Source organism: Desulfuromonas sp. CSMB_57, from assembly GCF_020194955.2.
In the GTDB taxonomy this organism is placed as follows: domain Bacteria; phylum Desulfobacterota; class Desulfuromonadia; order Desulfuromonadales; family Syntrophotaleaceae; genus JAFCIY02.
The window spans coordinates 55940-68367 of sequence record NZ_JAFCIY020000039.1 but is presented as its reverse complement, the minus strand read 5'-3'; the positions used below and the strand labels follow the sequence as shown (position 1 = coordinate 68367).

Sequence of the window (12428 nt, the reverse complement as noted above, 5' to 3'; positions counted from 1 at the left end):
GGGGGATCAGGCGCGCAGCAACTTCCAGCGAAGCACCAGAATCTCCAGGGCACAGGCGGCTTGGCCCAACAGATACTGCAATTCCCCACAGCTCTCCCGCAATGCCGGTTCCGGCCCTTCCACCCAGAGTACGCCGATGACCCGGCCGGCCAGTACCAGGGGTAACAGCAGGACCGTATCCGGCTCCGGCGCACCCAATGCTTCCAGCAACGCAGCAGGCTGGGTCGCCGCCCCCACCGGACCCAGGAAACAGGTCTTTTCAAGTCCGACACTGTGTAGCAAAGCGGATTGATCGAGGGCCATGCAAAACCGGGCAAAACCGGGCAAGGGGTGCCCTTGCCGCCGAGCCTGCCAGCCCTCGACCTGCCCCTTCCGCAGCAGAAACAGGGCGCAACGCTGAAACCTTCGACCCAGATACGCCATCAAAATCTCGGCCACTTCCTGGCGACTGGTGGCCGCCGCCAGGGCCGCACCCGGATCGGAGTCCTCCGGTATCCCGGCATCCGCATCCTCCACCACCTCCGCCTCTTCGAGCAGGGCCTCGGCCAAGGGGCCGGCGGCGGTCGGCAAGGCTGCCGCGTCCATCTCCAGCAGACGGGCTTCGCGTTCCGGCAAGGAACAACCGTAGAGGCGTTGTACGGTTCGCAGCAGCTCCGTTTCCGGGGCCACCCGCACCACCAAGGGATAGCCCATCATGCCCGCCAACTTCTGCAGCACAGGGCGTTCCGTCGGATCAGCCAGGGCAACGTGCAGACCACGCTGATCCAGACACAGGGGTAGAGCACGGTACTCCACCGCCCTGGCCGCCGGCAGAAACTCCAGCATGACCGGCGGCACTGCCGGCAGGCGGCCGGGATCGCAATAGGGCAGATTCAGGTGGAAGGCCAGAAATCGGGCCAGGGTTTCCGAATCGAGCAAGCCCATTTCCCGCAGCACCGTGGTGACAGGCCCACCCTGCGCCCGCACCCGTTCCACTGCCTGTCGCGCCTGCTCCGGCTGCAACAAACCCGCTTCCATCAACATCGTCAGGAGTGCAGGAGCCATTTCATTCTCTTTCCGGCTGGTTGCGCAAGCAACACCTCACCCGAGGCGCAGACGAAGAAAACTGGCCAGATCCGGACAACGCAGATAGGGGTTGTGTTCCCGTTCAAAGGCGATGCTGGAAACCGGCATGGGACCGTAATCATGCCCGGGGAACACCAGGGTGTCCGCGGGGAAAGCCGCCAGACGCTGCAAACTGGCATACAACGCCTCGGCATCGCTACCGGGCAAGTCGGCCCGTCCGACATGGGTGACAAACAGGGTATCGCCGGTCAGCAGCGCCCCGGGCGGGTTAAGCACCAAATCGCCCGGCGTGTGGCCCGGAGTATGCAAAACCGTAACGGGCACCTCATCCAGATGCAGCACCATGCCTTCCTCCAAGGCCACATCGGCGCCGGGCACAGCCAGGGGATGGGCCGCCAGCAGGGCGCCGGTGGCCTGCAACACGACCTGGTTGCCGGCCACATGATCGCGGTGACCATGGGTGTTCACCAGCCAACGCAAAGCGACCTGGCGCCGCCGGATCTCATCCAGCAGCCGCTGGGGTTCAAAGGAGGGATCCACGGCCAAGCCCAGCCGACTGGCGGGATGATGGATCAGGTAGGCAAAATTGGCCATTTCGCCAGCCGCTATCTGCACAATCTCCAATTCGCCGACTTTCATTGACCCTCCTGCCCGGACTCCCCATGCGGTGGCTGCACACACCGTACCGCGCCCTTTTCAATCCGGAATATCGCACCCGTCGCGGCAACCCGCCACTGATCACCCTCCATCGGCGGCAAAGGAAACTCACGGCGACCGAGATAGACGTCTCGGCCATCGATGCGCCCCCACCACTCCAGGTTTCCGGTCTGCCAGACCTTGGTTATAAGATTAAATGCCATACATGGCAACTCCTTTCCCATCAGTCTCCCTGAATGTTAGGACAAGGTGCCCGAACCGTCAATCCGGCGGTCGGCTTTCCCCTTGTGAGGGAGAGACTCTTCCCTTATAATCGCTTTTTATTCCTTTGTCGAAAGCTTTATCCACCATTTTTTCAGCCCGTTCACCGGCGTTACCGGCAGTCCTTCGACTTTCCGGGCGTCCGGGCTGATTGAAGCATGGCAGGACCAACCGCGGAAAGGACCCTCCAATCCATGAAGTTTGCCAAAATGCAAGGTGCCGGCAACGATTACGTCTACGTCAACTGCTTCGAGGAAACCATAGCCGACCCGGCGGCCCTGGCCCGGCAGGTCAGCAATCGCAATTTCGGCATCGGCTCCGACGGCCTGATCCTGATCATGCCCTCGGAAGTGGCGGATGTTCGCATGCGCATGTTCAATTCCGACGGCAGCGAATCGGAGATGTGCGGCAACGGCATTCGTTGCGTCGCCAAATATGCCTACGATCACGGCCTGGTGAAGAAGACGGAAATCACCGCCGAAACCGGTGCCGGCATCCTCACCCTGCAACTGTTCCCCAACGACCGCGACCGGATCGAACGGGTGCGGGTCAACATGGGCCGGCCGCGCCTGACCCGGGGCCAAATCCCCATGACCGGCCCGGCCGATGAACAGGTGGTGAACGTCGAGTTGCAGATACTTGACCGCACCTTCCGCATCACCTGCGTGTCCATGGGCAACCCGCACTGCGTCATCTTCGTCGACGACGCCGCCGCTTTTCCGGTCGACAAATACGGTCCGGTGATCGAAAACCATGCCCTGTTTCCCCGCCGCACCAATGTCGAATTCGTCCAAGTCATATCACCGACAGAAGTCCGGCAGCGCACCTGGGAGCGCGGCGCCGGAGAGACCCTGGCCTGCGGCACCGGCGCTTCCGCGGTCGCCGTCGCCGGGGTGCTGACCGGCCGCACCGAGCGCGCCATTCTCAACCACCTGTCGGGCGGCGACCTGGAAATGGAATGGACCGAGGAGGGCAGCGTCTACATGACCGGCCCGGCGGTGCAGGTCTTTGAAGGGGTCTTCGACCCGCAATGAGCTGCCCCTTTTGCACCCGCTGGCAGGATGAACCGCCGCTGCGCATCGCCGAACTGGAGTTCTGCTACGCCCTGCTCAATCAGGACCAGTTCTTTGCCGGCTACACCCTGCTGGTCAGCAAACGGCACGTGACGGAACTGTTTCATCTCGACCCGGCCGAACGTGCTTTGGTTATGGAGGAGGTGGCCCGGGTGGCGGCCGCCCTCCACCGCGTCTATCGACCGGCGAAGATGAATTACGAGTTGCTCGGCAATATGGTGCCGCACATGCACTGGCACCTGGTGCCGCGCCAAACGGACGATCCCCTGTGGCCCCGCCCCATCTGGAGCGAGCCCCATGCCGAACGGCTGCTGACCGAAGTCGACTACCGCCGGCAGGCGGCGGCCATTCGCGACGCCCTCGGCCTGCCGCCGCATTCGCCGGCCGCAAAAGGATAGAATCATGGTGGATGTCATCCTCTTCGACCTCGACAACACCCTTTACCCGCCGGAGCGGGAACTGTTCTCCCTCATCGATCGGCGCATCAATCGCTACATGCACGAGGTGGCGGGCATTCCTCTGGAGGATGTCGATGTCCTGCGGCGCCGCTACTGGGAGCGTTACGGCGTCACCATGCAGGGTCTGATGCGCCACCACCAGGTCGATCCCGAGGACTATCTCCGTTATGTGCACGACATCGACGTCGCCAGCCGTCTGCAGCCCGATGTCGCCCTGCGCCGGGCATTGCAGGCTCTGCCCCAGCAGCGGGTGGTGTTCACCAACAGTTCCCTGTGCCACACGGAGCGGGTGCTCAACGCCTTGGGAGTGGCCGACCTGTTCGACCGGGTATTCGATATCCGGGTGGCCGATTACCGCCCCAAGCCCTGGCCGGAACCCTACCGCCAGGTTCTTGCGCAACTGGGCCGGCCGGGTTCGGCCTGCGTCATGGTCGAGGACAGTGTCGCCAACCTGCGTCCGGCCAAGGAACTGGGCATGGCCACCATCCTGGTCGGCGACAACCGCCCGGAACCCTACGTCGATGCCCATCTGTCGGCAGTGCTGCAGGTGCCCGAGACCCTGGCCGCCTGGACGGACTCCGGCGCGGCTGCGTCCCTCGGCCTGCCGGTAAGCGGATGAAGGAACTGTTCCTCGGTGCCCATGTATCCATCGCCGGCGGTGTCAGCCGCGCCTTCGAGCGGGCCGCCGCACTGGACATCCAGGCCATCCAGATCTTCACCCGCAACGCCAGCCGTTGGCAGGTCCCGCCCCTGAAGGACCAGGAGCGGGCCGCTTTCGCGACGGCCTGGCAGGCCGGTCCGGTGCGTGCGGTCCTGGCCCACGACAGCTACCTGATCAACCTGGCCGCCGCCGAAGGCGAGGTGCGCAGCAAGTCGCTGGCGGCCTTCGCCGACGAACTGGAGCGCTGCCACGCCCTCGGCATCCCGGCCCTGGTCATGCATCCCGGCGCCCACCTGGATGCAGGGGAAGCGGTGGGCCTGGCCCGGGTCTGCGAGGCGCTGCGCCAGGTATTCGCCGGAGCCCCGGACACGGTTACGGTGTTGCTGGAAAATACCGCCGGCCAGGGCAGTTACCTGGGATACCGGTTCGAGCATCTGGCGGCCATCATGGCCGGGGTCCCCGACGGCCGCTTCGGGGTCTGTTTCGACACCTGTCACGCCTTTGCCGCCGGGTACGAGCTGACCAACAGCGAAGGCTACCGGAGCGTCATGACCGAATTCGACCGGCTCATCGGTTGTCAACGACTGCAGGCGTTTCACCTCAACGACGCCAAAAGCACCCACGGCTCGCGGGTCGATCGTCACGAGCATATCGGTGAGGGAAATATTCCCTTGGCGGTGTTCCGAGAACTGCTGCGCGACGCACGGTTTGCGGGCATCCCGAAAATCCTGGAAACGGCACCTGGTCCGGACAATACCGGCCATCTCCAGGATCTGGCCCGACTGCGGTCCCTCGCCGAGGAGTCATAACATGCGAGCGGTACTGCAACGGGTGGCCAAGGCCAACGTCACGGTCGCCGGCGAGGAGGTTGGGGCCATCGGCCCGGGACTGCTGGTTTTGCTGGGGGTCGAGCAGGGCGACACGGCCGCCGACGCCGACGCTCTGGCGGACAAGACCGCCGAACTGCGCATTTTTGAGGACGCGGCAGGCAAAATGAATCTGTCGGTGGAAGATACCGGCGGTGGGGTGCTGGTGGTCTCCCAGTTCACCCTGGCCGGCGATTGCCGCAAGGGCCGCCGGCCCAGCTTTACCGGCGCGGCGCCGCCGGCGGTCGCCGAAGCCCTCTATCTGGACTATGTTCAACATCTCCGCCGGCGCGGCCTGACCGTGGCCACCGGCCGTTTTCAGGCCATGATGCAGGTCGCACTGGTCAATGACGGGCCGGTGACTTTTCTGCTCGACAGCCGCAAGGTATTCTGATGACCGATTTGGAAGAAAACCAGCAGCGCCCTCCCAGCCGCAGTGCCCGCAAACGGGCCGCCCAAGCCGTCGAGGAACTGGCCCACAAGCTGTCCGAACTGCCGCCGGCGACCTTCTCCGCCCTGCCCTTGACGCCGCACCTGCGCAAGGAGGCGGAAGCGGTTCGGGCCATCAGGAGCCACGGCGCCCGCAAGCGACAAGTCAAACACCTGGCCGGCCTGCTGCGCGAGGAACCGGAGCAGCAGGAAGAGGTGTTGGCCTTTCTGGGCGGAGTCAGCGAACGCCAATTGCAAAAGCAGCAGGAGTTTCATCTCCTGGAGACCCTGCGCGACCGATTGTGCCACGAGGAAGATCACACCGCCGCCCTCGAGGAATGTGTGCGCCGCTTCCCCTCCCTCGACGAACGCCGGACCCGACAACTGGCCCAGTCGGCCCGCACCCATGGCGACAAGCAGGCGGCGCGGGCCCTGTTTCGGCTGCTGCGGCAAGCCATGGAGGAGGACGGCGGGACGCAACCGGAGACATGACCGTTTGGCGGAAAACCACAAAGGGGAGGCGCCCTGCGGCGCCTCCCCCATCAAGTACAACGTGCGGTTCGGTAATCACAGAACTTTCTGCAACAGATTTTCCAGTTGCTGGCGGGGCACCGCGCCCACCAGTTGATCGACAATCTGGCCGTCCTTGAACAGAATCAGGGTCGGGATGCCGCGCACCCCGTATTTGCCCGGCGTGGCAGGATTTTCATCGACATTCAGCTTGGCAATTCGCACCTGGCCGGCATACTGTTCGGCCAAGGCGTCGATAACCGGAGCGATAGCCTTGCAGGGCCCGCACCAGGAAGCCCAGAAATCCACCAGCACCGGCTGGGAGGATTGCAATACCTCGCTATCGAAGTTGCCATCGGAAACTTGCAACACATTCTCACTTGCCATCGTCGTTTCTCCTTTGCAAGAATAGCACTATCAATCAGTTGAATAACCCGCATCCCAAGGAAGTCCGCTTTAGCATAGATGAGCCGTCGAAAAAAGCAAGGCCCGGTCCCGCGGCAGCCGGCAGTTTCATTGACAGACGGATAGGGTCAACCTAACATTTTTTCACTTATTCAGGCAAGGCCAGGCCCATGCTACAGGACCGCATCAGCAAATCGTTACGGGAACACACCGCCGTTCTGGAAGAAACCTTCCTGCTCCAGGCCAATGAGCTGGTGGAATTCTCCGGCCGCATCGTCGAAGTCTTCAACCAGGGAGGGCGCCTGCTGATCTTCGGCAGCGGTTCATTGGGGGCCATCGCCAACCTGGTCGCCAACCTGTTTCGGCACCGCCTGAGTTTCGAACGGCCACCGCTACCGGCGCTTTCCCTTTGTCACGACATTACCCTGGCGACCGCCCTGGCCAAGGAAGGGCAGATCGGCACCTTCTTCGCCCAACAACTCGGCCTGCTGGCCGGCGAACATGATGCCGTGCTCGCCTTGGGCGACGTGGCGCACAACGAGGCGGTCATGGCCGGGCTGGCCGAAGCCCGGGAACGGGGCTGTGTCACCGCCGCCCTGTTGCCGGATCAGGAAGAGCCGGCAGGCGACGGCCCCCATTACCTGTTCCGCCTCAACACCGACTCCGTCGGCAGAGCCGCGGAAGCGGCACTGTTTTTCGGCCACCTGCTATGCGAGTTGGTGGAAGAATCCCTGTTCGGCAGCTGACCCCGGCATTGGGCCATTCATTCATGGGAGATTATCCTGTCATATGGCGCATGGAAGGCCGCTGCGGACTAGTGGTCGGTGCCGGACCGGTGGGCCGGCGCAAAGCCCTGGGCCTGCTGGCCGCCGGTGCCCGGGTGCGGATGGTGGCCCTGCAGACACCGGAACAACCCCTTGCAGCCGGAATCGAAGTGCTCATCGAGCCTTTCCGGCCCGCGCATCTCGATGGCATGTTTCTGGCCATTGCCGCCACCGGTCGGTGCGCTGTTGACGAGGCGGTGGCCGCCGCCGCCCGGCAGCGGAGCATTCCTGTGGCCTTGGCCGGCCAGCCGGAAAATGGGGATTTCACCCTGCCGGCAGTATTGCGGCGCGGCGATCTGACGGTGACCGTGGCCACCGCCGGCCGCAGCCCCGCCCTGGCCGCGGCCCTGCGCGACCGCTTGGGCGCCTGGCTGCCCTCGGCCTGGGACCAGGTCCTGGACCTGGCGGAAGCCCTGCGGCGCCGTACTGCCCAAGGTTCACCCACGGTGACCGCCGGGGTACTGGGCCGACTGCTGGACAACGGCTTGGCGGAAGCTTTCGCCGTCGGCGAACTGGCGACGGTAGATCTCCTGCTGCAGAACGAATTCGGCCCGGATTGCACCCTGGCCCGCCTGGGACTAGGCAAGGAGCCCCATGAGTCTTGACACCCTGCTCTTTCAGGCCACCCTGGCCGCCTATGGCCTGGCCTCCGCCCTGGCGCTGACGGACCTTTTCGGCCGTTGGAGCACCGCACGCGCGGCACGCCTGACGCTGCTCGCCGGTTTTGGGCTGCACTGTGCGACCCTGACGACCCGGATTGCCGCCGCCGGCCTGCTGCCCCTGGCCGGCCGTCCGGAATCCCTGGCTTTTTTCTCCTGGGCCATGGTCGCCCTGTTCCTGTTGTTCAGCCGCCGCTATCCTTTAGCCGTACTGAGCGCATTCATCACGCCCCTGGCCTTGATCCTGCTCCTTTTGAGCCGCCTCACCCCGCTGCGACCGGCCCCGACTCTCGCCGGTTGGTGGTTGCCACTGCATGTCGTTCTGGCCTTGCTCGGCAACGCCGCCTTCGCCGTTGCCGCCGGTGCCGGGATTCTCTACCTGATGCAGGAACGGATGCTGAAAAGCAAACGCATCGCCCCCCTCTGCTATCGCCTGCCGGCCCTGGATACCCTCGATACGATCAACCTGCGCTGCCTGACCCTGGGCTTCCCCCTGCTCACCCTGAGCATGGTGTTCGGCGCCCTGGTGGCCGAATCGGTCTGGGGCAGCTATTGGCGCTGGGGTGCCAAGGAGAGTTGGGCCCTGCTCTCCTGGTTCCTGTTTGCCATTCTGCTGCATGGGCGGCTGGCCATCGGCTGGCGAGGCCGCAAGGCGGCCCAGTTGGCCATCGCCGGCTTCATCTGCCTGCTGTTCACTTTTGTCGGCGTTAATCTGCTGTTTTCCGGTTGGTACGGCGGATTTACCCCCGGCGCGCCCTGAGGCTGACCGTTCATGCACCTGTTGGTTGTCGGATTGAGTCATCACACCGCCCCGGTCGAACTCCGCGAACAGCTGACATTTCACAGCTGTGACGCGAACAGTCCCCTGCGCGCCCTGATGGCTTTGCCGTCGGTGGCGGAGGGCCTGATCCTGTCGACCTGCAACCGGGTGGAACTGTACGCCGTCAGCCATGATCCCGTCGAAGCGGGCCGACAGTTGCGCGGCCTGCTCTCCGCCCAACGGCAGGAAGGCGGATTGCAACTCGACCCGCACCTCTATGAACTGGCTGACGCGGCCGCTATTCGCCACCTGTTCCGGGTCGCCTCGAGCCTTGATTCCATGGTCCTTGGCGAGCCGCAGATCCTCGGCCAGTTGAAATCGGCTTACGCCGCCGCCAACGCCTGCGGGTGCGCCGGTCCCATTCTGCATCGTCTGCTGCCGCGCGCTTTTGCCACCGCCAAGCGGGTGCGCAGCGAGACGGCCATCGCCCAGCACGCCGTTTCCGTCTCCTACGCGGCGGTCGAATTGGCACGACGTATTTTCGGCGATTTGGCCGGACGCACGGTGATGATTATCGGCGCCGGGAAGATGTGCGAGCTGGCCGCCCGGCATCTGGTCACCCAGCAGGTGGGTACCACCCTGGTGACCAATCGTACCCTGGAACGGGCCCGGCAACTGGCGGCGCGGATCGGCGGCCGCGCCGTGGCCTTCGAACAATTTCCCTACCATCTGCATCAGGCGGATATCGTGCTGACCTCCACCGCCGCCGGCGGCGTACTGCTGACCTGCGAACAACTGGAACAGGTCATCCGGCAACGCCGCAACCGCGCCATGTTCCTCATCGATATCGCCGTGCCGCGCAACATTGATCCGGCCGCCAACCGCATCGATAATCTCTACCTGTACGACATCGACGACCTGCAGGGAGTGATCGCCGCCAACCGCCAGCAACGACGCAAGGCGGCCGACAAGGCGGAGGACATCGTCGATCAGGAGGTCGAAAGATTCAGCCGCTGGCTCCGTACCCTGGAAGTCAAGCCTCTGATCGTGGCCCTGCACCGGCAGATGGAGGAACTGCGCCGCCAGGAACTGGCCCGAACCCTGGCCGGCCTCAGCCACCTGTCGGAGGACGATCGACAGGCCATCGAAGCCATGAGTCGGTCGCTGGTCAACAAGGTGCTGCACCAACCCATCACCGTCATCAAGGCCATGGGACATGAAAAGGCGGGGGAACTCTATCTGGAAACGGCACGCCGATTGTTCCGTCTGGAACCGGAGGCGGGACCCGGCTTGGCCGATACCCGTGACAAGGAGGACGGCGTCCCATGACAAAACCTGATCTGATTATCGGCACCCGCGCCAGTCAGCTGGCCCTGTGGCAGGCCGAATGGACCGCCACGGCACTGCGTAGGGCCTGGCCGGGCCTGCGAGTCGAACTGCTGCCCCTCACGACCACCGGCGATCGCATCCTTGATGTGCCCCTGGCCAAGCTTGGCGGCAAGGGACTGTTCGTCAAGGAGATTGAGGAGGCCCTGCTCGACGGCCGCGCCGATCTGGCGGTGCATTCCATGAAGGATGTGCCGTCCCAGTTGCCGGCCGGGCTGGCACTGGTCTGCATTCCTCAGCGGGAAGATCCCGGCGATGCCCTGGTGACGCGGGACGGGCGGCGGCTGGCGGACCTGCCCGCAGGGGCCCGCCTCGGCACTTCCGCCCTGCGGCGTCAGGCCCAGCTGCTGCACAGTCGGCCGGATCTGCACATCGTGCCCCTGCGCGGCAATGTCGAAACCCGACTGCGAAAACTCGAGGAGCAGGCCCTGGACGGCATCATCCTGGCCGCCGCCGGCCTCAAGCGCCTGGGCCTGGCAGAACGTATTTCCGAGTTCCTGGCGCCGGAGCTATGCTTGCCCGCCATCGGCCAAGGTGCCCTCGGCCTTGAATGCCGCAGCGACGACGAACGGGTACAGCGGCTCCTCGCCCCCCTGCACCACCCCGCCACCGCCATCGCGGTGGCCGCTGAGCGGGCCTTTCTGGTCCGCCTGGAAGGCGGCTGCCAGGTGCCGCTGGCGGCCCATGGCAGCCTGTGCGGCGACCTGCTGGAATTGGACGGCCTGGTGGCCAGCTGCGATGGCCGCGAACTGCTGCGTGGCCGCCGCAGGGTGTCGAAGGCTCTCGCGGAACAGGCCGGCCGGGAACTGGCCGAAGAACTGCTGGCCCGGGGCGCCCGGCGTCTGCTGGTCGCCGCCGGCGGCCCTGGAGAAACGCCATGACCACGGGCCTGGTCTACCTTATCGGCGCCGGCCCCGGCGATCCGGGCCTGATCACGGTGCGCGGCCGCGACTGCCTGCGCCGGTCCGAGGTGGTGGTCTACGATTACCTGGCCAATCCGCGCCTGCTGGACGAAGTGCCCGTCGATGCCCGACGCATCTATGTCGGCAAGACCAGCGGCCGGCACCACCTGCCCCAGGAACAGATCAACGCCCTGCTGGTGGAACTTGCCCGCCAAGGCCGAATAGTGGCGCGTCTCAAGGGGGGCGATCCCTGTGTTTTCGGCCGCGGCGGCGAAGAAGCCTGCCAACTGGCCGCCGCCGGCATCCCCTTCGAGATCGTGCCCGGCGTGACGGCGGCTTTCGGCGCCGCCCTGTATGCCGGCATTCCCCTCACCCATCGGGATTTCACCACCAGTCTGGGCCTGTTCACCGGCCATGAGCATCCGGCCCGACAGATCTCCAGCCTCGATTGGGCCAAGCTGGCGACGGGGGTCGGCACCCTGGTCTTCTACATGGGCATGGCCAACCTGGAACAGATCGCCGCACTGCTCATGGCACACGGGCGTCATCCCGACACCCCCGCCGCCGTCATCCGTTGGGGCACCCTGCCCGAACAACAGACCCTGGTCGCCCCCTTGCGGGAAATTGCCGCCCAGGTTCGACGCAGCGGCCTGCGGCCGCCGGCCATCATCATCGTCGGCGAAGTCGTCGCCCTGCGCGATCAGTTGCGCTGGTTCGACCGGCGCCCCCTGTTCGGGCGTCGCATCCTGGTGACGCGCAGCCAAGAGCAGGCCGGCGCTCTGAGCGCGGCGCTGGAAGCAGCCGGCGCCCGGGTGCTGGCCGTGCCGACCCTGGAAATCGTGCCGCCCCCCGACTGGACGGACCTGGACGGGGCCTTGGATCGCCTCGCCGGTACCGACTTTCTGGTTCTGACCTCGACCAATGCCGTGGAGTCCTTGTTGGCCCGATTGGCCGCGCGCAATCTGGATTCCCGGGCCTTGGCCGGCATCGTTGTTGCCGCCATCGGCAGCAAAACGGCCGCGGCCCTGGCCGGGCACGGCATCCTCGCCGACTTGCAGCCCGCCCGGCAAGATGCCGAAGGCATGCTCGAAATGCTCCTCGAGCAGGGTGTGGCCGGAGGTCGCATCCTGTATCCCCGCAGTCAGCTGGCGCGTCCCCTGCTGGTCCGCGAACTGATCGCCGCCGGAGCCGAAGTCACGGCGCCCGTGGCCTACCACTGCCGCTGTCCGGCGGCGGCCGCCGAACCCTTGCGGCAGGCCCTGGACGACGGTGTCGACGCCGTCGCCTTCGCGTCTTCGTCGGCCCTGCGCCATGCCTGGGAACTGCTCGATGCCGGCCGTCGAAAACTGTTGCAGGGCGCCGTGCTGGCCTCCTTGGGCCCGCAGACCAGCGCCACCGCCAGGGAGCTGGGCCTAGCCGTCAGCGTCGAGGCCGACGAGCCGACCGCAGAGGCCCTGGTGGCGGCTCTCGGCGCCCATTTTTCCGCCCTTTCCTCTGCAGCAAGGAGTTGAC

The 12428-nt window shown here is 65.3% G+C and carries 16 protein-coding genes; 12 read left to right on the top strand and 4 right to left on the bottom strand.

Annotated elements, in window-relative coordinates:
* Positions 1-6 precede the first annotated feature (6 nt).
* From JQN68_RS12065 to JQN68_RS12055, 3 genes are read right to left on the bottom strand one after another with little or no spacing between them, the layout of a single operon-like run.
* Entirely contained in the window at positions 7-1044 is a 1038-nt protein-coding gene (locus JQN68_RS12065) for a GspE/PulE/PilB domain-containing protein (RefSeq protein ID WP_225072657.1), read from the bottom strand.
* Between the two features lie 36 nt (positions 1045-1080).
* The gene (locus JQN68_RS12060) at positions 1081-1704 is read right to left on the bottom strand and encodes an MBL fold metallo-hydrolase (RefSeq protein WP_225072656.1); all 624 of its coding nucleotides are present in this window, start codon (positions 1702-1704) and stop codon (positions 1081-1083) included.
* Positions 1701-1925: a hypothetical protein gene (locus JQN68_RS12055; protein ID WP_225072655.1), complete on the bottom strand. Its 225-nt coding sequence runs from the start codon at positions 1923-1925 to the stop codon at positions 1701-1703. Before JQN68_RS12055 ends, JQN68_RS12060 begins: the two co-directional genes overlap by 4 nt.
* Before the next feature lie 252 nt (positions 1926-2177).
* Here JQN68_RS12055 and dapF point away from each other — a divergent pair, with 252 nt between their 5' ends.
* The 6 genes from dapF to yjgA are packed head-to-tail and all read left to right on the top strand — an operon-like array spanning position 2178 to position 5962.
* Entirely contained in the window at positions 2178-3017 is an 840-nt protein-coding gene (dapF, locus tag JQN68_RS12050) for a diaminopimelate epimerase (RefSeq protein WP_225072654.1), read from the top strand.
* Positions 3014-3454: an HIT family protein gene (locus tag JQN68_RS12045; protein WP_225072653.1), complete on the top strand. Its 441-nt coding sequence runs from the start codon at positions 3014-3016 to the stop codon at positions 3452-3454. Before dapF ends, JQN68_RS12045 begins: the two co-directional genes overlap by 4 nt.
* Before the next feature lie 4 nt (positions 3455-3458).
* The gene (locus JQN68_RS12040; RefSeq protein WP_225072652.1) at positions 3459-4133 is read left to right on the top strand and encodes a pyrimidine 5'-nucleotidase; all 675 of its coding nucleotides are present in this window, start codon (positions 3459-3461) and stop codon (positions 4131-4133) included.
* Complete coding sequence (locus JQN68_RS12035) at positions 4130-4984, top strand: deoxyribonuclease IV (RefSeq protein ID WP_225072651.1); 855 nt, start codon at positions 4130-4132, stop codon at positions 4982-4984. The genes JQN68_RS12040 and JQN68_RS12035 overlap by 4 nt, the downstream gene beginning before the upstream one ends.
* A gap of 1 nt (position 4985) precedes the next feature.
* On the top strand, positions 4986-5435 hold the full coding sequence (dtd, locus tag JQN68_RS12030) for a D-aminoacyl-tRNA deacylase (RefSeq protein WP_225072650.1): 450 nt from the start codon (positions 4986-4988) through the stop codon (positions 5433-5435).
* Positions 5435-5962: a ribosome biogenesis factor YjgA gene (gene yjgA / locus JQN68_RS12025; protein WP_225072649.1), complete on the top strand. Its 528-nt coding sequence runs from the start codon at positions 5435-5437 to the stop codon at positions 5960-5962. Before dtd ends, yjgA begins: the two co-directional genes overlap by 1 nt.
* Before the next feature lie 75 nt (positions 5963-6037).
* Here yjgA and trxA read toward each other — a convergent pair whose 3' ends face one another.
* The gene (trxA, locus tag JQN68_RS12020; protein WP_225072648.1) at positions 6038-6367 is read right to left on the bottom strand and encodes a thioredoxin; all 330 of its coding nucleotides are present in this window, start codon (positions 6365-6367) and stop codon (positions 6038-6040) included.
* A 188-nt stretch (positions 6368-6555) separates the two neighbouring features.
* Here trxA and JQN68_RS12015 point away from each other — a divergent pair, with 188 nt between their 5' ends.
* From JQN68_RS12015 to cobA, 6 genes are read left to right on the top strand one after another with little or no spacing between them, the layout of a single operon-like run.
* Complete coding sequence (locus JQN68_RS12015) at positions 6556-7131, top strand: D-sedoheptulose-7-phosphate isomerase (RefSeq protein WP_225072647.1); 576 nt, start codon at positions 6556-6558, stop codon at positions 7129-7131.
* A 23-nt stretch (positions 7132-7154) separates the two neighbouring features.
* The gene (locus JQN68_RS12010; protein ID WP_225072646.1) at positions 7155-7814 is read left to right on the top strand and encodes a precorrin-2 dehydrogenase/sirohydrochlorin ferrochelatase family protein; all 660 of its coding nucleotides are present in this window, start codon (positions 7155-7157) and stop codon (positions 7812-7814) included.
* Positions 7804-8628 carry a c-type cytochrome biogenesis protein CcsB gene (ccsB, locus tag JQN68_RS12005; RefSeq protein ID WP_225072645.1) on the top strand — a complete coding sequence of 275 codons (825 nt, stop codon included), beginning with the start codon at positions 7804-7806 and terminating at the stop codon, positions 8626-8628. The genes JQN68_RS12010 and ccsB overlap by 11 nt, the downstream gene beginning before the upstream one ends.
* Before the next feature lie 12 nt (positions 8629-8640).
* On the top strand, positions 8641-9957 hold the full coding sequence (gene hemA / locus JQN68_RS12000) for a glutamyl-tRNA reductase (protein ID WP_225072644.1): 1317 nt from the start codon (positions 8641-8643) through the stop codon (positions 9955-9957).
* On the top strand, positions 9954-10895 hold the full coding sequence (gene hemC, locus JQN68_RS11995; protein ID WP_225072643.1) for a hydroxymethylbilane synthase: 942 nt from the start codon (positions 9954-9956) through the stop codon (positions 10893-10895). Before hemA ends, hemC begins: the two co-directional genes overlap by 4 nt.
* Positions 10892-12427 (top strand): uroporphyrinogen-III C-methyltransferase, encoded by a 1536-nt coding sequence (gene cobA / locus JQN68_RS11990; protein ID WP_225072642.1) that lies wholly within the window; start codon positions 10892-10894, stop codon positions 12425-12427. The genes hemC and cobA overlap by 4 nt, the downstream gene beginning before the upstream one ends.
* The last annotated feature ends 1 nt before the right edge of the window (position 12428 follow it).